This is a genomic window from Thermospira aquatica (assembly GCF_023525255.1).
In the GTDB taxonomy this organism is placed as follows: Bacteria; Spirochaetota; Brevinematia; order Brevinematales; family Thermospiraceae; genus Thermospira; species Thermospira aquatica.
In genome coordinates this window covers 2,059,969-2,083,739 of the sequence record NZ_CP073355.1, presented here as the reverse complement: position 1 = coordinate 2,083,739, position 23,771 = coordinate 2,059,969, and the positions used below count along the sequence as shown (strand labels likewise).

The following is a 23,771-nucleotide window of genomic DNA, read 5'->3' as shown; positions in this document are numbered from 1 at the left end:
TGGCTTTTTTCTTCCTATTTCCCACGAATTACGATTGTTGGAAGACCCTGTTTCTGAAGTTGTTTCTCAGCGTTGTAGGCTTCTTGTCGAGTAGTGAAATAACCCACTCGAACACGATAGTAGGTTTTTCCCCGTATTTTTATTCTGGCTTCATAGGCATACCATCCCTGTTGTTTCAAGCGTTTAATAAGAGCCTGGCTGTTGCTTCTACTCCGGAATGCTCCTACCTGGATCACATAGGTTCCTTTTGTGGTTGGAAGCCATTTTTCTACGGCATTGGATATCGTTATCGTATTGGTGAGGAAAACAACATTGGTTATTACCTCTGTGATGGTTTCCACATTGGTTACTGTGATGATGTTGGTTGCTACAATCTCCGGAAGTGTTACTGTTTCAGTCGCTGAAGGAGTTACCTGAGGTTTGATCTCTTCATTGGTGAGATTTGTCTCGGCAGGGTTTTCTTCTTGAAGAAGGTCGTTTGTTGGAGATGGGATTTCTTTTCCTGTGAGGTAAGGATTCAAGGAGGGTCCAGCGGTGACGGTCTTATCATCGACCTCAATCACTGAGAGAAGACCGTTTATGGTTATGAGCACAATTCTTCCGTTCACAAGTATGGGGCTTGAACGAACAGCATTTCCTACCTGGTATTCCCAGAGGATGGTACCATCGGTTGCATCAATAGCAAAGAGACGACCAGAATAGTCTGCCACGTAGACTTTACCGTTACCTATTACCGGAGAAGCCTCTATAATGTTGGAGAGTTTGGTTTGCCAGAGGATTTTTCCTGTTTCTCCCTCAATAGCTGAGAGATAGCCGTCGTATCCTCCAACAATGACACTCTTCTCATAAAGAACTGGACTTGCAGAGATTGGTTTGGTATTACTTATTCTCCACACCACTGTACCATTGGTATTCATGGCATAAAAATTCCCCGTCGAGGAACCAAAAAAAATGAGGTTTTGCCATTTTACAGGAGAAGAAAAGATTTTTCCACCGAGATTTGTTTCCCACAGAACTTTCCCGTCGAGATCAAAGCGGCTTATATTTCCCGAAAAATCCCCCACATACAGGGAGTCTTCATTCACCAGTACCCGAGCGTATACCGGCCCTTTGAGAGAGGCTTGCCATCGTATGATACCACTGTTTGCATTCAATGCATACAGGGTATTACTGAGACTTCCCGTATAAAGGATGTTATTGGCACTACTCAAAGGACTGGAAAAACTCTGGGGAAGAGTAGATTTCCAGAGAATAGTACCATTCTCGCTGTCGATGGTGTAGAGAGTTCCGTCCAGCCCAGTAACATAGAGATAGTTTGAAAGAACAAGAGGAGAAGAGGTAAAAGGCGCGTTTCCCGTCACACGGAATAAAAGCTCCCCTTCAGGAGAGAATCCAAGAATCTCCTTACTATAGGTGGTGACATATATATTCCCATTATACGCTGTAGGGGTTGCTACCACCAGGGTATTGAGATTGGTTTGCCATATGAGTTTTTGCCCCCACCCAAGAGACACAAGAATTATTCCCCCTACAACAAAAAGTCGACGCATACCTCCACCACCTTTAAAGTGTTTATTTATTTATCGGCAAGAAAACAAATTCCCTAATACTTTTACCTTTTGACTTTTTCTTTTTTTTGTTTTATACTATTTTACTTACGCTGTTTTAGAAAAACAAGGAGTATCTTAATGGCTCGTGGACGTAAATCTTCAGCCGAAAAGAAGGTGGAACCAAAACAACTCAAGAAACTTGTGGTAGTTGAGTCTCCTTCTAAGGCCAGCACTATTAAAAAGTATTTAGGCAAGGAGTACGAGGTCCTCTCGTCGGTGGGTCACGTGATAGATCTTCCAAAATCCCGTATGGGAGTAAATCTTGAAAATTTTGAACCTGAGTACATTGTGATGCGTGATAAGTCCCAGGTTCTTAAAAAATTACGAGAGGCAGCGAAAGAAGCAGAAGTGGTGTATCTTGCCTCCGATCCTGATAGAGAGGGAGAGGCTATTGCCTGGCATATCCGAAATGATTTGACCAAGAATATTCTCAAGAAATACGGTCGTTCTATTCCCATCCAGAGGGTAAAATTTAATGAAATCACAAAAAATGAAATCGAAGAAAAGATCAAATCTCCCGAAGAAATCAACGAAAAACTTGTTCAGGCCCAGCAGGGCAGAAGAGTGATTGACAGGATCTTTGGATATCAGCTTTCCCCTCTCTTGTGGAAAAAGATCAAATCAGGGCTCTCGGCAGGTCGTGTTCAGTCTGTGGCTTTGAGACTGATCTGCGAGCGAGAGGATGAGATCCAGAAATTTATCCCCCAAGAATACTGGGAAATCGAAGTTTCGCTCAAAAAAGAAAAAACAAAATTTTCTGCCATGCTTACCCGCATTGATGGAAAAAAAGCCGAGATTCATACCGAAACAGATGCTATGGCCCTCGTGGAAAGGCTGAAAAAAGCCACATATGTAGTCAGAGAAGTCAAGAAAAAAATAGCCAGCCGTCAATCTCAACCTCCTTTTATCACCAGCACCCTTCAACAGGCGGCCAATACCTTTTATGGATATTCTACAGCCAAAACCATGCAGATAGCTCAACAGTTATACGAAGGTATCGATATTGGTTCTACCCGCACAGGTCTCATTACCTATATGAGAACAGATTCCACACGCATTTCTCCTGTGGGAATAGCTCAGGCAAGAGCCTATATCGAAAAAAACTTGGGAAAAGATTATCTACCAGAGCACCCTCGTGTTTTTTCTAATAAACAAAATGCTCAAGACGCTCACGAGGCTATTCGTCCGACGAACGTGGAATATACCCCTGAAAGTATAGCCAAGTATCTTACTCCTGAGCAACTCAAAATTTATACTCTTATCTGGAAGCGCTTCGTGGCCTCTCAGATGACAGCAAGCCAATACGAGCAGGTTTCGGTTGAGATTGACGCAAGTGGCTTAACACTCCAGGCTAGCTCTTCCAAACAGATTTTTGATGGGTATCAAAGAATCTACGATATGAGCAAGGCAGAAAGAGAAGAAAATACCAAATCTCTACCACATCTACAAGAAGGAGATAAAGTAGAGTTTGTTTCTGTCAATCCTGAACAAAAGTTTACCACGCCTCCTCCTCGTTATACAGAAGCTTCGTTAGTAAAAGAAATGGAAGAGAAGGGGATTGGACGACCTTCCACCTATGCTCCAACGATTCGAACCCTTTTTGAGAGACATTACATCAAAAAAGAGGGAAAAAGTCTTGTACCCACCCTTCTCGGACAAAAGGTCAATGAGATGCTGGTCAACCATTTTAACAAGCTTGTAGACATTTCTTTTACCGCTCATATGGAAACAGAATTGGATGAGGTGGAAACGGGAGAAAAACCCTGGAAAGAGGTTGTTCGAGATTTTTATCTTCCTTTTTCTCAGATTTTGGAAAGCGCTTATGCCAATATTGAAAGTATCAAAGGGACTATGGATGAACCAACTCCCTATGTGTGTGAGATTTGTGGGAAACCCATGGTTAAAAAACTTGGAAGATACGGGTATTTTTTGGCGTGTAGTGGTTGGCCCGAATGTAAAAACGCCAAGTCTCTTCCCCTCGGAAAATGTCCCCGGTGTGAAACTGGTCTTGTTGTAGAGAAAAAGTCGCGGGGAAAACGGGTCTTTTATGCCTGTAACCGTTATCCAGAGTGTGATTTTGCTACCTTTTTAAAACCCGCCATCAGAGATGGACAGTATGTGTCCTGTCCTCGTTGTGGAGCACTTCTTTTCCAGAAAACAGAAAACAAAAAAATGCTTTTCGTGTGTTTGAAAGAGGGATGTGGATATGAAGAAGACGTTCGTTAGTCTGAGCCTGTTTCTTTGTTTGACTGGGGGAATTGCCCAGGTAGGAACTCTCGCAGAGTTTGGACTCGTATTTCCTCAGCCAGGAGAAAGCAATTCAATGGGGTTTTTGCCCCCAGGGACTGTTGTCCAGATGAAGGGAGTTTCTGAAAATTGGAAATACATAGAGGGGAGAGGACTCAAAGGATGGACACGAGGGGAGGTTGTGACAATTTCTTCAGAGTGGAAGATAACCCAATCCCAGGAGCTTGTTGTTTGCCCGGCCATCTTTCTTGACGAAAATACTCTCGCTCTCTGGTGGTATAAAAAACAGCTCTGGTGGTTTGATATTGATGCGCGAAAGGTTGTTCGTAAAGAAGCATTTGATGACATTTCTGAGATATTGGGTCTTTATCGCCAACGATGGCTGGTGTATACTATTTCTTATTTTGATCCAATGAAAGAGAAACCCACTATGATAAGTGATATGTGGGTATATGACATTCGGAGTAAGAAAAAAATCCAGTTAGGTATTTTTGATGATAAAAAAACCTCTTTTGAGGGTTTTCTTGTTTCTCCCGATCATCGATACGCCCTTGTGAGGATTCGAGGAAAAAACCATATAGTGACACACGTATTGGATCTCTCTGCGTTTCGCTGGGTTAGCTGGGTGACCAACGTTTCTCAACCTCAGTGGTATGGGACGAACCAGATCATTTTTAGAACCAAAGATACCATCGTTATCAGTGATCTTTCCACGTGGCTCTCCAATTCAGGAAGTGTTGATGGAGAAGCTCTCCTGCTTCCCAAGGGGGTAAAAAACGTTTCCTCTTTTCGTATAGTGGCAACAAATATCTATATTCTTGCTGAGAAAAAAATTTATCGGGGAAGAGTGGGGGAAACAAACTGGGAAGTAACAGATTTTCGAAGTTTTGACTGGAATAGTGATCAGACGCTCAATTTTTATGTGGATAGTGCTGGCGGTCATATGTATGACTTGCGAAGAAAAAAGCTTATTCCAGAGTTTTCTGGTGAAAATCCCGTGACAGAATTTATCGGATTTACCCTGGAGGGGGTTTTGATCCAGAAAAATTTTGCCAAGATTCCCACGATTTTTTTATTAACCTCTCAACTTGAGGAGAGCTATCGTTATAAAGCGATAGATAAAATCCATGCTTCTGATGGCAATGGAACTCTTCTGGAAGTTATAGATTATGTGGGAGAGCTTCTGATTGCTGTTGAGAAACCCGGGAAAGGGTATTATTTTATTTTTCCAAGAAGACTTTAAACTTGCCAGATGATGGAAAAGAACACCACCCAGATGATACCAATAACTGCCCCAGCAAGGATTTCTTTTCCTGTGTGACCCCGAAATGGAGGGTTAAATATCTTTTTGCCTGCAAGACTTTCCACTGCCTCTTGGGTTTTTTCGAGAGCCTTTCGCTGGACAAGAGCATCTGAAATGACAATCGAAGAAAATATTACCCCAAGGGCAAATACGGCAGATTGCCACCCCTCTACCAGACCAGCCATGAGAGTCCCGGAAACAATGAAAGCTGTGTGGGCTGAAGGAAAGTCTCCATACTGTGCAATATGATCCAAGCGAATCTCTTTTGCCTTTATCCATGTCCGTATGATTTTAAAGAGCTGGGATGATAGCTGAGCACAAAGCGCCGGAAGAAGAACTTTATTGTGGAGAAGCTCAAAAAGTACTCTCATCGGTATTTTCCTGAATCGTAAAAATTATTGTGAAACTTTAATGAGAAGAGGATTAAGGTTTTCTGCATAGAGACGGTTGAGGACTCGTTGAGCCTCTTCACGAGAGTTATAGTATCCTACTCGCACCCGGATGTAGCGAGTCATATGGACTTCTACCTCCGAAGTGAAGGCAGGCAGACCCATATCTCTCAGTTTCTGATAGAGTTTGATAGCGTTATCTTGTCTGGTAAATGCCCCTACTTGAATAACGTATCTTTCACCTGGTTTGAGTTTTTCCTGAGGAGAAACACGGAGTTCTTCCTTGAAAGAGGGAGAAACCTCGTTTGTTTTTGCAACTACAGGTTTTGTTTCGAGGGGGATAACCCTTTCTTCAGGAAGAAGAATATCACTGAAGATAATCTGTGGCTCTGAGGGGGTGTTTGTTTGGGTTTTGAGTGAAGAAGGGCCAGAAGATATGTTTGATGTTTTTTGTCTCAAAGCAGGCACAAAAATCTCCTCAGGTTCATCTAGAATGAACGAGGGATTTGCTATGGGAGTAGTTACAGGTTTCTCTTCATAGGGAACAACAATTGCCTTCTCAACAGCAAGATTCGTGTAATTTGTTGTCAAGACCTGATTGGTAACATAGTTAGTTATAATAAGCATTGAGGTTGGTTGGGGATAGGAACTATTTGTGGTGTTGGTTGGTAGAGAAGTATTGGTTGGCTGCTCGTCTCCTAAGCGAATAATGGTTACTTTGACGTAGGCAGTGCCTTTTTGAACAAACCCCAGATCTTCAGCTGCTTTTTTCGAAACATCAAGGATACGGTCGTCAACAAAAGGACCCCTGTCATTAACGGTCACCTGTACTTTTTTCCCGTTTTCGAGATTTTCCACCTCAATGAGCGTACCAAAGGGGAGTGTTCTATGTGCAGCGGTATACTGTTCGGGATCATATGTTGCACCACTGGCAGTTTTTTTACCGGCAAACTCTTCTCCGTACCAGGAGGCAACTCCATAAAGGTATTTGGGAAACTGTTGTCCCCAGGTTATACTGACTATCATACTCAAGATGACAAAAAGCCGACTTTTCATACCTTTACCCTCGAAGCATATACTTTTGCTAATGGTATCGGCAGTTTTTTTGAAAAGTTAATATGAAAAGAGAGATACATTGTGTCAAGAAAATTGTGTCTAGTCATAGGATAACCTCGCTGTGAATATTTTCTTTGGTGTATGAGTGTTGCTCACGATAGAGTTGAAAGTAATACTCCCAATTTTTTAACTTTCTTTTTAAGAACTTCTCATTTTGGTATCTTAATAACAGGTAAAGATATTTCTCAGCTGAAGCCTCGCTTTGACACATTTCCATTGTTTTTAATCTCCTTTTAAGTTCTTTAAAGAGTCTTTCCAGGGCATTGTTTGTATACACCATGCTTCGTATTTCTTCAGGTAATTCCATGTAAGTGAATATATTCTCTCTTATTGTCAAGAGGTTATTCATTAAGTTGGGATAGATATTTTTCCATTTTTGTGTAAATTTCATAAACAATTGTTCTGCCTCCTGTTTGTCTTTGGCATGAAATACCTCTTTATTTCAGTGGCAATGATATTTCTGTGTTGAACTCTCACTTTAGCCAGTATGTTTCTCATGACATGGACTACACAGGGCTGATACTTTGTGTGGGGATATATCTCTGTTATGACGTTTTTCATACCACTTAAGCCATCAGAGACAATAAAATGAATCTGTTTGACACCTCTTTCTCTTATATCTAGCAAAATTTCCCGCCAGTTATAAGCACTTTCCATGCCTCCTGGCAGGTAGTATCCTAAAATCTCCCGTCTTCCCTCAGGTGTAATGCCTATAGCTACATATATTGATTCATTTTCTACCCTATCTCTCTTGATAGGAAACACCATAGCATCCAGAAATACCACGGCATATTCTTCCATGAGAGGGCGACTACGCCACTTCTGAATCTCTTCTATGCCTACCTGTTTTATCCTGAGATGTTAGCATAAGAAATCTTTATTTCATAAAGCTCTTTTAAAACTTCTGCTATCTTCCTTGTTGACATTCCTGATATCAACATAGCCCTGATTAATGCATCTAAGTCTTCTGTGATGCGCTTGCGATAGGGAAGAAGGGCACTTTTAAATCCATTATCCCTTGTTCTTGGAACACGTATGGCTGTAAGCTCGCCAAAAGCTGTCTTTAAACTTTCGTAAAAGCCATTGCCTTTGTGGGTGGATTGTTTTCCAGGTAAATCTCTCTTTCCTCTTTTAACATACTCTCTAATACTTCCTTGACAATTGGTTTGAATAGCTCTAAAATATTCTTCGTCTCAATCATATCTGGCCTCCTGTGATAGTTTTATTTATATTATCACAGGAGGTTATCTTTTTCCTACCAGACACAATTAAGTATACACTGCCTTAAATGGGGTTATCATTTTAACAACAGAATTAAGGAGGTTTCTATGAAAAGAATTGTAGGACTGGTTCTGTTTGGTTTGGTTATGGTGACTTTGGGGTGTGCTCTTCTTTTTAAGACGGTAGCTACTCCGACTTTTTCCCCAGGGTCTGGTGAATACACAAATAGTGTGACGGTAACGGTTTCATGTGATACACCGGATGCGATCATTTACATCAACCGGTCGGTAAATTTTTATAGCAATGCAAACCTCAGTCTTCCCCCTGCGGTTACAGTTACCGATGAATGGACAGAATACACCGGTCCCTTAACCTTCCGGACCAATAGTACGTATGTTGCCGTTCGGATAGTTCTCTCTGCCTACGCTGAGAAAGAAGGGTTGCAAACGTCCGCTACTAACTCAGCCACCTACATCCTGAGAAAGTGACAAAGTGAAGCCAGTATTTCTAAGCTCTCTTTTGCACTTTTCTTTGTCCAGGGTATTGTAAAAAAAGTTTTTTATCTTTATAATGAAAGGGAAGTTGGAGAAAGGTGGTAGAATGTCCCGTCAGATGAGGCTTTTTTCACATCTGGTATGGTTGGGCTGGAGTGTGGCGTTTACTTTGTGTTTTCCTCCCTTTCATTTAGGGTATATAGCATGGGTGGTATTTGTTCCTGTCTTGGTGCTTCTCTATACGCATTTTCGTGCTCAATTGGTTGTAGCTTTTTGGTATAGCCTTCTTTTTTTTGTCTTGAGTTTGTTTTGGCTTTCTGGCTTTTGGGCACCGGCTATTGTTGTGGTACCTTTCTTTTATGCCTGTATTCTGGCAGTAGCTTTCTATCTCATTGGGTGGATGGGCCATCGTTATCCTCGATGGCGATGGCTCTCTACCCCGGTTATTTGGGTTGGTTTTGAGCTTTTTCGTAGCGTGGGTTTTCATGGGTTTCCCTGGAATCTTTTAGGACATACGCAGTGGCATATACCTATTCTTGTACAAACAGCAGATCTGTGGGGAGTGTATGGACTGAGTTTTGTAATTATGCTGGTAAATGCTCTTCTCACAGAATGGGTTGTGTACATAAAAGAAAATGGAGAAATTTTTTCATTTTTTTTGGAGAAAAGGTTTTTTTCAGGGTTGCTCGTCAGTATTTTTGTAGTTGTATTGGGCTATGGTAGTATCCAGCTGGCACGTTATGACCGTTATGCAAAGATGTTGCCTTCTGAAAAAATCGGAATGATTCAACCGAATATTGGTAGTCGTGATCCCTGGTGGGAAAATCTTTACGACTACATTGGGTTAATGTGGCGTCTCAATGCGGAGGCTGCTCTCCAGAAACCCGATATGATCATCTGGTCTGAAACGATGATCCGTCATTATCTCTGGTATTATCTTGAAACAAAACCTACCAATGTGTGGTATAACCAGATTAATCTTCGTGTTTTGAATTGGCCTTATGAGATGTCTGTTCCTATGCTGATCACCAGTCCAACATGGGAAAACGGCAAAGATTTTAATTCTGCTGATCTTATTGATCCTGAAATGCCTGATTACCACGGAAGAAACAGCAAGATTCATCTGGCTCCATTTGGAGAGTGGATGAGGGGATACGATCGTATTCCTTTTGTCAAAAAGATCATGGAAGCCGAAGGGGCTGGTTTTTTTGCTCCCTCAGAGGAAAGATCTCTTCTTCGAAGTCGTAAAGGGCTTTTTCGTGTGCTTATTTGTTTTGAAGATGTTTTTGGTTTTCTGGCAAGGTTTTTTGTAAAAATGGGGGCTCAGTTTTTTGTCAATACTACCAATGATGGATGGGCTTATCAGCTTGGTCTTAATCCTGCCCATTGGCAACATTTTGCGGCTTCGCTTCTCACCGCGGTAAGTGTTCGGCGCCCCATTGCACGGGCTGCCAATACAGGGGTAACAGGGATTATTCATATCAATGGGCGATGGGAAGGAAATATTGGTGACTATGAGGCAGGATATTATGTTGGCAGGGTAGAGATTCCGCCTGCATCTCTTCAGACTTCGTATGTCAAGGTGGGATATCTTTTCCCTTACTTTGTGTTTTTTGTGATGATAGTTATGCTTGGAGGAGGCTTGTGGTATGCCAGACGATAAAAGACACCATCTCACCATGCTTCTTGCAGAGGCAGAGGGGTACTCTCCAGGGCTTCCTGATGGAGTGTTTTTCCTCGAAGAAAAAAGTCCTATCGTGAATCTGGGACAACAGCTCTGTGCTCGTGTAGAAAGTCATGGATATAAAAGAGTTTTTCCCCCTCTTTTTGAGTTTTATGATACGTATGCAGGAGGGGGTGCAACAGATGTCTCTCGGCGGTGTTTTTCTTTCAAAGATAAAGATGGTTCTCTTCTTGCTCTCCGTTATGATATGACAACACCTATTGCTCGCATGGTGGCTCAGCGATATAAACCAGAGGATCTTCCTCTTCGGTTGTATTACTACGGTGATGTCTTTCGTGAGCAGCCTTTTCATCAAGGAAAGCCGCGCCAAATTCGTCAGCTTGGTGTTGAGCTTATTGGGAATGCTGGGGTTTCCTCTGATGGTGAGGTGGTTAGTATGGCCTGTCAGCTTCTTTCTCAGCTGGATACCTCCTATTTATTGGTAATAGGGGATATTCGTATTTATCGAGCTCTTCTGACATCGCTTGAGCTTTCCCCGTATGAAAGAGAGGCCGTTCATCGATGTTTTCTCCTCAAAGATGAAACATCGTTACGAACAATTTTAGCAGATATCTCTCTACCTCCAAAAGTTTCCGAACAGCTGTTTTCTCTGATGCAAGCGGTAGTAAAACTAGAAAATGAAAGGCAGTTGAAAAAGATGCTTGAGTTATTTGAAGAGGAGGGAGAGATTGTTTTAGGGTATCTTCTTGCCCTGAGAGAGATCCTGTCTCAAGAACAAAGGAAACACGTTCTCATTGATCTTGGAATGGTAAAAGATCTCGGCTATTACAGTTCCTTAATTCTTGAGGGTTATGTTTCAAAAAGCGGTTACCCTGTTTGTCATGGTGGAAGATATGATGGACTGTATGCTGCTTTTGGCAAGAATTTTCCGGCTGTGGGATGGGCTTTAGATTTGAGTTATACATTCCGTTATTTATAGAAAAGGAGATGCCAATGATATATGTGGTTTTAGGAACCCAATGGGGAGATGAAGGTAAAGCTAAGGTTATTGACTACTTCTCTCCTCAGTTTGATTATGTGGTCCGCTTTCAGGGGGGAGCAAATGCTGGACATACGGTACATGTCGGGGAGAAAAAATTTGTCTTTCATCTTATCCCATCGGGTATTCTTCATGAAAAAGTGCAGGTAGTCATTGGAAATGGGGTGGTCCTTGATCCTGGATGTCTTTTAGAAGAAATGGAATCTCTTGCAGGTGAGGTTTCGTTTGCGGGTCGTTTTTGGATCTCTAACCGTGCCCAGCTTGTTCTTCCTTATCATAAGTGGCTTGACGCTGCAAAAGAAAAAAAGTCCAAAAATCCTATAGGCACAACGCTTCGCGGGATTGGACCGGCCTATGCGGACAAAGTGGAACGTCTCGGAATCAAAACTGGAGATCTTTTTCTCCCGGAAGCAGAGTTAACCGAAAGACTTGAAAAATCGTATGGCTTTCTGCTCAAAAAGACGGTATGGAGGAACTTCTTCGTTACCGGGAAAAACTTGCTCCTTACATCACGGATACGGAACGTCTTATTCAAACTGCTGCTCAACAGCGATGGAATATTCTTTTTGAAGGAGCACAGGGGACACTTCTTGATGTGGATTTTGGCACCTATCCCTTTGTTACCTCGTCAAATACTGTGGCTCCGTATGCACTGGTTGGAAGTGGCCTTGGGCTCGTGGACGTAGCAAATGTTGTGGGTATAACCAAAGCTTACTGTACCCGTGTGGGAGAGGGACCTTTCCCCACAGAACTTACAGATACGATTGGGGAACGGCTTCGCAAACAGGGCAATGAGTACGGTTCTACTACGGGTCGTCCCCGGCGGTGTGGATGGTTCGATGCTGTTATCACTCGTTATGCTCTCGGAGTAAACGGCGTAAGTGAGATTTTTCTCACGAAACTGGATGTGCTCGATGGAATCGATGAAATAAAAGTTGCCGTAGCTTATGAAATAGAACGAAATGGTAAAAAAGAAAAGATTGACTATCCTCCTCAAAGCTGGGAAGAGCTTTCTCGTTGTCAACCCGTTTATGTCACACTTCCAGGATGGAAGGGGAAAACAGCAGGGATCAGCCGGTATTATCAACTTCCTGTCGAGGCACAACACTATGTTGAGTTTCTTGAAATGCAGCTCGGGAAAAAGATATCGTATATTTCCGTTGGACAAGATAGAGCCGATGTTATAGAGCGTTAGGGGGTGCGATGGCAAATCATAGCCATCTTTCAAAGGCTGCGCTTGGTGATAGTTATGGACTCGATGTTCTGGGAAAGTTTCGGGATCTCGTTCATCTTTCTCAGCTTGTGCGACAGGTGGTGAAACAACAACTTCAGAGAGAGGCAGAGATTTTTTTGTGGGTTGATCATCTTGATGTTTACCGGGATTGGGAACGTGAAGATGTGATGGTAATCTCAAGGGAGAATCCGATAGTAACGTATCTTGCACTTGAGAATCGACTTATTTCTACAAGAGAAAAGAGAGTAAAAGCATTTTTTGAAGAGGCACCAGAGCTTAGGACTTTGTTTGAAACGGAAAAGATTTATTATCTTTTGTCAATAGTTCATCAGTATACGCTGCTTGGTTTTGTCGCTTTTAAGGAAGATGACAGGGCTTTTACCCCCGAGGAAAAAAAGTTTTGTCGATTGTTGCAGGATACTTTGAAACAGTATGTCTATACTGGAATTATTATGGAGAGACGACTCCAGGAAATGCTCGGGTTAAACTATTTTACAAGTGAGTTGTCTCGCTGTGCTAATGTTCCAGAGGTTTATCGTCGTTTTTTTGAGCTTTTGGAGAGTTTGTTGCCTGTTTCTGCTGGTGTTTTCTACCAGTATGATGAGTTTCGTCAGGTGCTGTTCCCTGTAGCAGCTCTGGGAGTACAAGAGGTCAAAGAGCTCATGAAAGGTGAGGGTATATCGTGGTTTGTACTGGAGAAAAAAAAACCGCTTCTTGTGAATGATGTGGTTCATCAGCCGTTTTTGGTAGAAAAACAGGAACGTGAACAGTTTCTTCGTGATGCGATCATGGTTTTACCCCTGATTCAGGATGAAAAAATGTGGGGTGTGCTGTCATTTGCTCGTTATGATGGAGAATACGGTGCTTTTTCTTCTGATCATCTCTATCTGGGAAGAATTTTATCCCAGATCCTTGTCACTGTTTTAGCAAGTAAGTTTTACTATGAGCGTCTTGAACATAACTACTTTGATACTATCAAGGCTCTTACTCAGGCACTAGAGGCAAAAGATAGCTATACGCGGGGACATTCAGAAAGGGTTTTACAGTATGTAACATGGATTGCTGAAGAGCTTCAGCTCTCCAAAACTACACTCCGTAATCTTCAATTTGCCGCTTTGCTCCATGATATAGGTAAAATTGGTATTGATGAGTATATCATACGCAAAAAAAGTAAACTCACCGAGGAAGAATACGACCAGATCAAGCATCACCCGGAAATAGGGGATCATATTCTGGCCAATGTCGATTTTTTGAAAGAAGCCAGAGAGTATGTTCATTATCACCATGAGAAACTTGATGGGTCTGGCTATTATGGTAAGCGTGCAGGTGAGTTTCCCTGGGAAACCACTCTCGTCACCCTCGCAGACATGTTTGATGCTCTTACGAGTGAAAGACCCTATCGCCAACCCCTCTCATATGAAGAGGCTCTTGCAATTTTGAGAGAAGAGATTGGGATTACTTTTGAACAACGCGTCTATGAGGCTTTTGTTCAGACACTTAAAAAGCGAAACCTCCTCGCTGAGAATGTGAGATAACCATGAAGTGGATAATTGTGGGACTTTTTTCTGTATTGGTCATGGGAAGATGGTACTTCAAAGTAAAAAGTCATTCTATTTTTGATAGTTATAAGGGCAAAGAACCTTTTTTGCTCGTTTTGTATCGTATCCTGTTAGGTCTTTTACAAGCTATCGTGACAGTCATGTATCTGTTTGAATGGAGTTTGCTATGGATGACTCATCCTGTTGTACCATTGACGGAGTGGCTGGGAATAGGAATGAGTTGTTTTGCGATTGGTCTTATTTTTTGGGCTCATGCCGCTCTGGGAGAAAATTTCAGCCCTTCTCTTGGAAAGGCTTATCGTCTTGTGCAAGAAGGTCCCTACCGGTATATTCGTCATCCCATTTATGTGGGATATATTGGACTTTTTTTGGCAGTTGATCTGATGACAGGATGGTGGTTGATGGCGCTTTTGGGAGAACTTATTTTGCTTTCTCTGGTGTTATGGCGCCTCCCTCTTGAAGAAGGGTATCTTGAGGAAACCTTTCAGGATGCGTACCATTCGTATGCGAGACGCACGAAACGATTTTTGCCGGGCATTTTTTGAGAAAAATATTTTTTTTCTTTACAATACAAGAGGGTATGGTATAGAAAAAACCAGAAAAGGAGAAGAATATGCGGAAAATGGTTGTTTTTTTGGGGATATTGGTGCTATTTGGATGTGAGGTAAGAGAGGAGACTTCTGACAAACTTACAGAACTTTTTCGTAACCTGGATAGTGAAGGAAGTAAGGTTTCTGTCTACCAGTCCTGGGCTTCTGCACAACAGCTCCCATTGATAGAAAAGGGGAAAATCACCTTTGTCCTCTGGGATGAAAAGGCAGAAAAAGTGATTCTCGAATCTCCGCTTGTGAAGAATAAAGACAAAAAGCTCCAGATGAAGCGTTACAAGAATACCGGCTTATTTTATGTTTCTCTTGCCCTTGCAAATGAAGAGATTGTGGATTACAGTTTTATCAGGTTTGGTAGTCAATCTCCAAATGGTCGACGCATCCAGGATCCGCATCATCCTTTCATTGCGTATACGAAACCAATAAGGAGTCGTGTGATCATGCCAGGGGTAAAAAAAGGACAGCTTATTATTTCTCGTATAGAACCGCAAAATGGCCTTGCAGCCCGCAGGATATTTATCTATCTTCCCTCGGATTATAATCTGACAACCAATCGGTATCCTGTGATTTACATGCAGGATGGGCAGAACCTGTGGGACAGCCCTCAAGCCAATTTTGGCGGGTGGAAGGTAGATACAACGCTGGATCGTCTTATAGCTCAGGGGAAAATAGATCCGGTGATTGTGGTAGGTATAGAAAACTCCTCAGCACGAGCGGAAGAGTATGTAGGTTTCTCTGCCTACTACCTATGTAGGTTTCTCTGCCTACTACCAATGGAAAGAACCGTATCCTACCAATGAGCAGGCAAAGGTAATCTCCTATGCTGAACGGTACCGTGATTTTGTGGTAAAGGAACTCATCCCATGGGTAGAAAAGCAATACAGGGTACTTCCTGAAAAGCGTATAGTAGCAGGTTCCAGTTTTGGAGCAGGAGTTTCATTGTATCTCGCTTTCTCCCATCCAGATGTTTTCTGGGGAGTAGGAGCATTTTCTTTTGGGAACTACAAGTCTGATGATGTTAACCGAGGGATCCGTCGTGTGCCTCAGGTGCAGCCCTATCTCTCCGATCATCTGCCTCTTACCAAAAAACCAAAAATATATCTGGACTGTGGTGGAAGAGGAATTGATGTGATTTTTGTAGAAGCAGCAAGGCGTCTCCATCAAGATCTTCTCCAAAAAGGATGGAAAGAAGGAACAAATTACCTCTACATTGAAGATCTCTCTGCTGATCACAATGAGGTTGCGTGGGCAAAACGTTTTGAGGGATTTGCTCTGTTTTTTTTGGGGAGGTAGACGAGGAATATTTTTGCGTTTTTGAGAGACTTGTGGTACAATATGAATAGGGAGAAGAGATGGCTCGTAAAACTCAAGAGAATGAAAGTTTTGAGGACAAACTTCGTCAACTGGAAGATCTGGTTTCCCAGATAGAGGATCCAGCTTGTCCTCTTGAAAAGGCCATAGATCTCTGTGCTCAGGGCATGAAACTGTACACCGAGCTGAGTGAGAGGTTGTCCAAGCTTGAAAGAAAAATCTATGAGGTGAAAAATCTGAAGGCGTTAGCAGAAGGAAAAGAAACTTCACCTGATCTGGAGCTTTTCCCTTCTAAGGCTGAGAAAACAGATGTTGATGAAGGAGAGAGTGATTATGGCTTTTAATAAACTCGAGGAGGCAGGTATGCCCTTGAGACCAACACGTATCAAGGTATCTATTCGTGCAGTTTATAATTACAAAGGATGTGAAGGTGAAGGGACAATTGTAGATATTTCTACAGGCGGACTGGCCATGGAGGTAAAGCAGATTTTTGTACCGGGGGATCTTTTGCGGATACGTTTTCGCCTTGAGGGAGTGAGTTCCACCGAGATCGACACATGGGGTATTGTTCGGTCGGTGAATGGTACTTTGTTGGGGATCAAGTTTGAAGAGGTCTCTAACGAGAACCTTGAAAAGATTGATAAGTATGTTACCTCGCTTCTTGCTCAAAAGGGGTTGCCTGAAAGAGAGTCTTACGAAGGTTAAATGATGATGACATCAGAGTTTCTGTTGTGGCTTTTTGGAGGACTGGTCGTTGTTTTGACGGGAGTCTTGTTTTGTTTAGGGATTGGGTATTTTCGCCTTCGTCAACAAATTGAAAACCAAAAGGTAATCCTCACAGCTATCAATGCGAGTGAAGATATTGGTTACATTCTCTCAGAAATTCTTTCTCTGATGTATAAAGTCCTCCAGATACCTGTGGCTCATGCTCTCGTAACTATCGCAGAAGAAACTCAGCTTCGTATCCTCTATCCAACAAAATTAGAAGAAGGAAAAATCTACCATTTTTTTTCCTCTCTGAGTCGAAGTGAAATGTACCAATTTCTCCTTCAGTGCATTTCTCTTACAAAAAATATCTTTGCTTCCAGGGTATTAGGTTCTACAAAAGAGGTTTCTCTTGAATCGCTAGCTCTTTTTCAGCGTTTTCAAGATTACAAAAATGGGGAGTATTTGTTCCTTATTATTCCAATTTACGACAAAGAAATAGCAGGTCTAATTGTTTTAGAGGCAGAGAGTCACCATCTTTTTGGGTATAAAAATGCGAAACGACTTCAAAAGATTATGCCTCTTTTGAATGTGGCTTTTTCACGAGTTCTTCTTTTGTGGAATCTTCGTCAACAATCGATTACCGATCCTCTCACCGGGATGCTTAATAAACGTCAATTTGTCTTGATGGCAGAAAAACTTTTTTCATTATCCAAGAGAAAAGAACATCCTTTTGCCCTGGCTATTCTGGATATTGACAATTTCAAACATATTAATGATTCTTATGGGCATCATGTAGGGGATATTATTTTGAAGGATATAGCAGAACTTATGATGCAGCAATCCCGAAAGTCGGATTATCTTTTTCGTATAGGGGGAGATGAATTTTGTGTTTTGTTTTCAGATATCCCCAGTATAGAAGAGATTCGTGTGTATAGTGATCGTATTTACGAAGCGGTGAAAAACTATGACCAACACAAACCAAATATAGTCAAAGAACCTATCACCGTGAGTTTTGGGTGGGCTATTGAAAAAAATGCGGAAAATTGGGTGGAGGTTTTTGAAAAAGCAGATAGACACATGTACGAACAAAAGAGGAAACACCATGAAAATCATTGGTATTCGTGACGAAAAGAATCAGTATTTTCAGGGCATATTGGAAAAGGATTACGTGAGAGTTTTGAATCCTGAAGGTGAAGTTTTGAAAGAACTCCCCCGGGAAAAAATAGTATGGGATGTTCCGCGTAAACCTACTAAAATTGTGGCTGTGGGCCTGAATTACCGTAGACATGCAGAAGAGATGAACATGCCTATACCGGAAGAACCGGTAATTTTTCTCAAACCCCCTTCAGCGCTTTTACCTCATCTTGGGACAATTGTCTGGACACCTCAGAGTAAGCAGATAGATTATGAAGCAGAGCTGGCCATTGTTATTGGAAAAGAAACCAAAAACGTTTCTGTTAAAGAAGCCCGAGCATGTATCTTGGGATTTACGGCTTTTAATGATGTTACCGCGAGGGATCTTCAACGAAAAGATGGGCAGTGGACACGAGCAAAGAGTTTTGATACCTTTGCACCTCTGGGACCAGTGATCGATACACAATGGTGGCCCGAGTCTTCAACTGCTATACGGCTCTACAAAAACGGCAAAATCTGTCAGGATGATGTGCTGGGAACGATGATTTTTTCTGTGGAGGAACTGGTAAGTTTCATAAGTAGGGTGATGACACTTTATCCCGGTGATGTGATTGCCACTGGTACCCCATCAGGTATTGGACCCATGCAAGGGGGAGATAGGGTTTCTGTGGAGATAGAGGGATTGGAGCCCTTGGTGAATACGATGGGAAAACCTTTGTCGTTTTAAAATCTCTATAAAAAGAGAAATGTTAAAATCCATTTGTTAAACCAAGTTTCTGCAGAAGAGGTGTTTGAAGCTCAGGGGGAAGCTCTTGTTTTATCATCTGCGCAATCCTTTCCATCGTAACGACTTCTGTTTGCCAGTGGATACGTAAATTCTCCCTATCCGCATCAAAAAGAATCCCTAACCTCTGTGGATCGCTTCTCCAGGAAGGCCAGGGAGGCAGGTTTTCTGTGTTAGGATTGCCTGTACGAACAAATTGAATAAGGTAATTCATCATGAGGGTAGAAAGTGCTGTGCGGCCTTTTTCATTGGCTTTGGTGAATATTCTAGGGGTAAAAAATATACCCTGAATTGTGTCATTCCCTAGCCAGAAGGGGATTTCTAAACTATGGAAGGCGCCGAGACGTTTTCCTTCCTTTTCTCCGAGAGGACTGACATGATTGGTGTCTTCAGCTCCCCAATCAAAACGATAGACATACACAGAGGAGTTGGAAGAGAGTGCCTCAGCAATGGTATCCACGTAGAGCACTTTCCAGCGCAGGCTTGTAAAGCGAGCCTCTGCTTGATAGGAGAGAGATCTCCAGTCTTTGCGAGAAAAAGAAAGAAAGATTTTGCTTTCCTCTTTGTTACTTCCCAGAATAATCGGGATAGAGAATATTTTTCCTTCTTTTAACGCGTCAAAGCCGCCAGGAGGAAAAACCGTGCCATCAGCTATGAGATTGGCTTCTCCTGTCATACCAAGAGTCCCTCCTTTAAAAACAGAGAGAATCTCTCTATGCGATAACTTGCGAAGAAAACTCTCGATTTCTTCTGCAGAAAGAGTTGATAGAAGCTTTCTGGCTTCTGTTTCTGAACGGGCTTTGTGTTTTTTTACTAGAAGCTTTGCTATGATTTTAGAGGCATTTTCATCAGCCTGCTCAAGGGATATCATGGCGGTATAACCACTCTGGACCATCGCCCTGTGAAAGAGTCCCGAGGAGAGGGGAGAAATCAAGAGAGAAAGAACATTAAGACCACCTGCAGACTCTCCTGCGATGGTAACCGCTGATGGGTTTCCACCAAAAGCGATAATGTTGGATTGAATCCAGTGGAGTGCAAAAAGAATATCGAGTGTCCCATAGTTTCCAGAGTTATCGAGGTGGTTTGTCCCCTTTCTTAGCGCAGGATGGGTAAACCATCCAAAAGGACCCAAGCGATAATTGAGAGAAACAAAGATAAGGTTCCCCTTTTTCGCCAGGTTTTCCCCATAATAGTCTGGCACATAGTGGGCGCTTCCTATAGAATTTCCCCCACCATGGATCCACACGTACACAGGGAGATTGGTATCCGGTGTCGCAGGTCGCCAGATGTTGAGATAGAGACAATCCTCGTCTCCAATTATCCATCCGAGCAAGGGAAGAAATTGGGGAGAAGTTCCTCGAAAGCTCTCTGCCTCATAGATGCCTTCCCATCCTGGATGGGGACGGGGGGCTTTCCACCGAAGGTTTTTGAGAGGGGGAGAGGCATACGGTATCCCCTTAAAACTATAAACCCCTGAGGGTTCGACTTTCCCTCGCAGCCACCCCTCTCTCACAAGAACAAGAGGAGAGTTTCCCCATCCCCTGTATTCGGATGGGGGTAGGGTGGAATGTTGACAAGTAGCTAACAGAAAAAAAGTTAGCCAGCTACAGACAATCTTTTTCCGAAGCATACAAAGTATTATAATGGAGGTTTTCGAAAAAGTCAACCAAACGAATTGCTTCATAATAAAAGTACTCGAAAAGGGAACGTTGCTTCAAAATAAAAAAGTACTTTAAATTTGTGTAAAATAATCCAGTTCATAGCTCGACAAGCTCGCCAACCGTGGCTCGACAGGCTCGCCAACAGGAATTGGGTTAACGAGGTCTGAAAAAAGACCTATTTACAGGGAAACGGCGAAATGATATGCTGAGCTTGTCGAAGCAGAGTATCAAAAAGCCAGCAAAAAGGAAAAAATGGAGATACTGGATTACTTTGTGAGGATAACAGGTTTAAAAAACCGAAACTATGCCGCCAGGCTCTTGAGGCAGCACGGAAAAACCATCTATGTAGGCAAGAAAAATTACCTTAAAGCCGACATAGCCAAGAAGGGCAAAAGACCTGGCAGAAAGAAAAAATTCGGCGAAGAGGAACTAAAAATGCTAAAACAGGTCTGGGAAATTGAAAACTACATGTGTGGCAAACGTTTAAAGCCAATTTTAAATGAAGTTTTAGATAATCTCTTAGCAAACGGACATCTCCACGGTTCTCCACAGGCTATAGAAAACTTGCGCCATATAAGTGCTTCAAGTATTGACCGACTTTTGAAACATGAGCGTAAAAAGCTTGAGATAAAAGGACGAAAAGGTACAAAGCCTGGAACGTTGTTAAAGCAACAAATAGCTATACGCACGTGGGCAGAGTGGGATGAAAATTGCCCTGGTTTTATGGAGATTGATCTGGTTGCCCATGAGGGAGGAAATAGTTGGGAGATTTTGCTCAAACATTAAATATGGTGGATGTTTGGAGCGGTTGGACAGAGCTTGTGGCAATCAAAACAAAGCTTCAAAATGGGTAAGAGAAGCCATAGAAAAAGTCCAAAGAAGACTTCCTTTGAGTTACGGGGAATTGATTCTGATACCGTGCTGAATTTATTAATCATCCTCTGCGGATTGGTGTGAGAAGCACCAGATAAAATTTACAAGGGGAGAAACTCCCGTTCCAATGATAACTGCTACGTTGAGCAGAAAAACTATTCCATAGTCCGCCAGAATGTTGGATACTTCCGCTACGATACCGAGGAAGAAGTCTACTACTTGAACCGACTCTATGCGTATCTCAGGCTTTATGCCAACTTTTTTCAACCGGTTATGAAAATGACAGAGAAAAAGAGAATCGGAAGCAAGTTGCAAAAGAAGCATGATGATATTAAAACTCCCTACCAGCGGCTTTTAGAAAGCTCTTATGTAAGTGAGGCACAAAAGAGCTAACAAGGCTTTATAAGGCTCTCGATTTGTTTCACCTAAGACAAAAAATTACAGCTTGCCAGAGAAAACTTTACAGCCTTCAAAAGAAAAAAAAGGCAGAAAACAAAAAGTTGGAGGAAACTGTATGGAATTTTTGAGTACTTTTTTTTATGAGGCAATGATTCGAATTTCGAGTACTTTTTTATTTGACGCAACGGGCCAAAAAAAGGGGCACTGCTTAGCAGTACCCCATAGCATATTTAAAAGCTTGTTTTGAACTGGAAGTAGACCATATCCATGTCTTCAAAGAGTGAGAGGGTTGAATTTCCCTTTCCGTCGATGAGAGATATTCCTGTCGAGAGGGTTACACCAACTATCGGAGAAAAGGAAACCTCCCCTTGAAGTGCCCATGCCGAGGTATCGGCAAGGGATTTCCAGATATTTTGTTCTCCAAGGCTTTTACCAAAATCTTCTGTATTAAAAATACTAGTTATGGCAATCTTCCATGCATCATTCAAGAGCGTCTTCTCCACTCTCGAGATGAGGTAATCCTGAGGATGTTCCATGTCTTCTCCACGTTCAGCGAGGAGCCCTTTGGCATACTGAAGGTTGATATACCATCCGCTTGAGAAGTTTTTCTCCATTCCCAAGACATATTTGATATACGCTTTTTCCAGAACATTGGTGCTATTGGTAGTAACCGTAGTTATTCCGATACTGATAGTGCGAGAATCGTAAACAATGGTTTGTTGTGTTTCTGGCCAGGTTATAGTCGCTTCGAACCAACTGTTTACAAAACCAAAATCCTTGGCTACATCAAAACCCCATATTGCTTCCCGATAGTATCCCATCTTATAACTACGGCTTTCCATAGTCAAATTGGTTTGCAAAGGAAATCCGGTTACTGTGCTTGAGAGAAAGATTTCTTGGATATATGGTACATCGTTATATCGATATACCAGAGAAGTTGACATATCAAAACCAATAAGAGAGGTTTGGAATCTTCCTCCAAAACTACTGTTGGAAAGATGATAAGCTGGAAGTTGAAGAGAAACCTCCCACGGAGCTTCTATAGTAAAAGAACTCACGTTTGAAACACTCTGGTTTATCATCGTGTCGAGACGCTTTTCGTAGAGGAAAGAAGGCAGAACCGATCGAGAGACAACAGGCTCCCAGATGAAGTTCAAGGCCGTGCTTTCTCCCCACGGAAGATAGCAGATAAGATTGAGAGCAAGACTCGCCTCTTTCTGGGCAAGATCGAGAGGATTCTGGAGAACGACTGGATTCCAGAGATCAGTGGGGTTTATCTTGTCAGCCTTGCCCCAGCTTATTCGCTGTTTTCCCGCAACAAGATCAATAGGCTCCCAAAGAAAATGGTTTATCTTGAGGTATGCTTCATCAATATGCCAGGTAAAAGGAAAAACACTCTCCTTGTTAGTCATTGTCGATTTTTCCTCAAGGGGATTGTATAAAAAGTTGATACCGGCGACAGCATGTATGTTTTCACCGAGTTTATTGTGAAGTCCAAGACGATTTTTAAGAGGCATAAGGTATATATTTCCGTTGGTAACGCCTGTTGCCAACATAGCCTCTACATCGAGTGAGATGTCCGTAGTACCAAAAACCAGAAGAGGCAAACCCATCCCTACATAAACCAAAAACCTTTTCATACTTTCCCTCCTTTTCTTTATTCCGCCTGGATGAAGCGCTCGGTGAAGATGTTTTTCTTTTCCAAGCCACTATTGAATACTACTTCCTTGAGAGTGATTTCGGTATAATGGTGGCGTTTTACATCTTCCATACGAACTTTTGAGAGAATCCAGTACTCTTTTTTCTCTCGTTGCAAAATGGTGAGTACTTTCTTGAGCCCCTGGGCATCATACATCTGTAGCTTTACCGGGAGATAGACTGTTTTGTCAACAGTCATCAGAATCCTTGTGTAAGGAGCATCGCTATCTTGTTTTCTTACCAGTTCCAGAAGAATTTCGTTTTCAGACTCTTGTTTCACACTACTGTGGTAATCTTTGGAATATTCATAGCTTCCTATCTCCCTGTACGAAAAATCCGTCCCTTGAAAATTCTGATCCCGTGTAGTACCCTGAATACGACGAATCTTTTTGTAAGCCGGGAGATAAATGTACATTGAATCACTTCCTCGAACCAACAAAGTGATGTTTTTTACTGATGAGGGGGAGAGGAAACGGATTACTCGCTTTTCCTTTCCTGCACTCCAGATACGCATGGTTCGCTTCTCTTCCAAATTACCACCTATCTTCCCAAGCGTAATCTCACAGAGAGCTGTTTGATCTACGGGGGCAGAGAGATTAGCTTCAATTTTGTCCAGGACTTCCTGACCAGTGAGCGACAGAGCACATTCTGTCCATACCATCAACATAAGAAAAATCCCTGTCTTCTTCGTCATGGTAT

At 42.3% G+C, this 23,771-nt stretch carries 20 protein-coding genes and 3 pseudogenes; 15 read left to right on the top strand and 8 right to left on the bottom strand.

What is annotated here, in order from left to right; all coding sequences use genetic code 11:
- Positions 1-14: 14 nt before the first annotated feature.
- Complete coding sequence (locus KDW03_RS10175) at positions 15-1,550, bottom strand: beta-alanine-activating enzyme beta-propeller domain-containing protein (RefSeq protein ID WP_271434968.1); 1,536 nt, start codon at positions 1,548-1,550, stop codon at positions 15-17.
- Positions 1,551-1,688: 138 nt separating this feature from the next.
- On the opposite strand from KDW03_RS10175, the gene topA reads away from it, so the two are divergent.
- Together topA and KDW03_RS10165 are read left to right on the top strand one after the other, a co-directional pair.
- Positions 1,689-3,836, top strand: coding sequence for a type I DNA topoisomerase (topA, locus tag KDW03_RS10170; RefSeq protein ID WP_271434967.1), 2,148 nt, complete (start codon positions 1,689-1,691; stop codon positions 3,834-3,836).
- Positions 3,817-5,100 (top strand): hypothetical protein, encoded by a 1,284-nt coding sequence (locus KDW03_RS10165; protein WP_271434966.1) that lies wholly within the window; start codon positions 3,817-3,819, stop codon positions 5,098-5,100. The genes topA and KDW03_RS10165 overlap by 20 nt, the downstream gene beginning before the upstream one ends.
- Here KDW03_RS10165 and KDW03_RS10160 read toward each other — a convergent pair.
- The 4 genes and pseudogenes from KDW03_RS10160 to KDW03_RS12450 form a co-directional block, all read right to left on the bottom strand.
- The gene (locus tag KDW03_RS10160) at positions 5,097-5,531 is read right to left on the bottom strand and encodes a divergent PAP2 family protein (protein WP_271434965.1); all 435 of its coding nucleotides are present in this window, start codon (positions 5,529-5,531) and stop codon (positions 5,097-5,099) included. The two genes, KDW03_RS10165 and KDW03_RS10160, sit on opposite strands and share 4 nt — an antisense overlap.
- Positions 5,532-5,555: 24 nt before the next feature.
- Complete coding sequence (locus KDW03_RS10155) at positions 5,556-6,605, bottom strand: septal ring lytic transglycosylase RlpA family protein (RefSeq protein WP_271434964.1); 1,050 nt, start codon at positions 6,603-6,605, stop codon at positions 5,556-5,558.
- A gap of 103 nt (positions 6,606-6,708) precedes the next feature.
- Positions 6,709-7,466, bottom strand: a pseudogene (locus KDW03_RS10150) (IS256 family transposase).
- 47 nt (positions 7,467-7,513) lie between these two features.
- On the bottom strand, positions 7,514-7,813 hold the full coding sequence (locus tag KDW03_RS12450) for a transposase (protein ID WP_408648373.1): 300 nt from the start codon (positions 7,811-7,813) through the stop codon (positions 7,514-7,516).
- Positions 7,814-7,993: 180 nt separating this feature from the next.
- On the opposite strand from KDW03_RS12450, the gene KDW03_RS10140 reads away from it, so the two are divergent.
- The 12 genes and pseudogenes from KDW03_RS10140 to KDW03_RS10080 all read left to right on the top strand — a co-directional run bounded on the left by KDW03_RS10140 (position 7,994) and on the right by KDW03_RS10080 (position 18,384).
- Positions 7,994-8,374 (top strand): chitobiase/beta-hexosaminidase C-terminal domain-containing protein, encoded by a 381-nt coding sequence (locus KDW03_RS10140; protein WP_271434962.1) that lies wholly within the window; start codon positions 7,994-7,996, stop codon positions 8,372-8,374.
- A gap of 112 nt (positions 8,375-8,486) precedes the next feature.
- On the top strand, positions 8,487-10,043 hold the full coding sequence (gene lnt / locus KDW03_RS10135) for an apolipoprotein N-acyltransferase (protein ID WP_271434961.1): 1,557 nt from the start codon (positions 8,487-8,489) through the stop codon (positions 10,041-10,043).
- Positions 10,030-11,043, top strand: coding sequence for an ATP phosphoribosyltransferase regulatory subunit (locus KDW03_RS10130; RefSeq protein WP_271434960.1), 1,014 nt, complete (start codon positions 10,030-10,032; stop codon positions 11,041-11,043). The genes lnt and KDW03_RS10130 overlap by 14 nt, the downstream gene beginning before the upstream one ends.
- Before the next feature lie 8 nt (positions 11,044-11,051).
- Positions 11,052-12,298: pseudogene (locus KDW03_RS12445) on the top strand (adenylosuccinate synthase).
- 8 nt (positions 12,299-12,306) lie between these two features.
- Complete coding sequence (locus KDW03_RS10115) at positions 12,307-13,872, top strand: HD domain-containing phosphohydrolase (protein WP_271434958.1); 1,566 nt, start codon at positions 12,307-12,309, stop codon at positions 13,870-13,872.
- 2 nt (positions 13,873-13,874) lie between these two features.
- Positions 13,875-14,441, top strand: a complete 567-nt coding sequence (locus tag KDW03_RS10110; RefSeq protein WP_271434957.1) for a methyltransferase family protein — start codon at positions 13,875-13,877, stop codon at positions 14,439-14,441.
- Between the two features lie 68 nt (positions 14,442-14,509).
- The gene (locus KDW03_RS10105; protein WP_271434956.1) at positions 14,510-15,304 is read left to right on the top strand and encodes an alpha/beta hydrolase; all 795 of its coding nucleotides are present in this window, start codon (positions 14,510-14,512) and stop codon (positions 15,302-15,304) included.
- A complete protein-coding gene (locus tag KDW03_RS10100) occupies positions 15,240-15,797 on the top strand; it encodes an alpha/beta hydrolase-fold protein (RefSeq protein WP_333907712.1) in 558 nt (185 codons plus the stop codon). The genes KDW03_RS10105 and KDW03_RS10100 overlap by 65 nt, the downstream gene beginning before the upstream one ends.
- A 59-nt stretch (positions 15,798-15,856) precedes the next feature.
- The gene (gene xseB, locus KDW03_RS10095) at positions 15,857-16,159 is read left to right on the top strand and encodes an exodeoxyribonuclease VII small subunit (RefSeq protein ID WP_271434955.1); all 303 of its coding nucleotides are present in this window, start codon (positions 15,857-15,859) and stop codon (positions 16,157-16,159) included.
- Positions 16,149-16,520: a PilZ domain-containing protein gene (locus KDW03_RS10090; protein ID WP_271434954.1), complete on the top strand. Its 372-nt coding sequence runs from the start codon at positions 16,149-16,151 to the stop codon at positions 16,518-16,520. The genes xseB and KDW03_RS10090 overlap by 11 nt, the downstream gene beginning before the upstream one ends.
- Positions 16,521-17,648, top strand: a complete 1,128-nt coding sequence (locus KDW03_RS10085) for a GGDEF domain-containing protein (protein WP_271434953.1) — start codon at positions 16,521-16,523, stop codon at positions 17,646-17,648.
- Positions 17,626-18,384 (top strand): fumarylacetoacetate hydrolase family protein, encoded by a 759-nt coding sequence (locus KDW03_RS10080; RefSeq protein ID WP_271434952.1) that lies wholly within the window; start codon positions 17,626-17,628, stop codon positions 18,382-18,384. Before KDW03_RS10085 ends, KDW03_RS10080 begins: the two co-directional genes overlap by 23 nt.
- A 22-nt stretch (positions 18,385-18,406) precedes the next feature.
- Here KDW03_RS10080 and KDW03_RS10075 read toward each other — a convergent pair whose 3' ends face one another.
- The gene (locus KDW03_RS10075) at positions 18,407-20,071 is read right to left on the bottom strand and encodes a carboxylesterase/lipase family protein (protein ID WP_271434951.1); all 1,665 of its coding nucleotides are present in this window, start codon (positions 20,069-20,071) and stop codon (positions 18,407-18,409) included.
- A gap of 283 nt (positions 20,072-20,354) precedes the next feature.
- On the opposite strand from KDW03_RS10075, the pseudogene KDW03_RS12440 reads away from it, so the two are divergent.
- Positions 20,355-21,502: pseudogene (locus tag KDW03_RS12440) on the top strand (integrase catalytic domain-containing protein).
- Positions 21,503-21,604: 102 nt separating this feature from the next.
- On the opposite strand, the gene KDW03_RS10060 reads toward KDW03_RS12440, so the two are convergent.
- Positions 21,605-23,014 (bottom strand): hypothetical protein, encoded by a 1,410-nt coding sequence (locus KDW03_RS10060; protein WP_271434948.1) that lies wholly within the window; start codon positions 23,012-23,014, stop codon positions 21,605-21,607.
- Positions 23,015-23,031: 17 nt separating this feature from the next.
- Entirely contained in the window at positions 23,032-23,766 is a 735-nt protein-coding gene (locus KDW03_RS10055; protein ID WP_271434947.1) for an outer membrane lipoprotein-sorting protein, read from the bottom strand.
- Positions 23,767-23,771 lie beyond the last annotated feature (5 nt).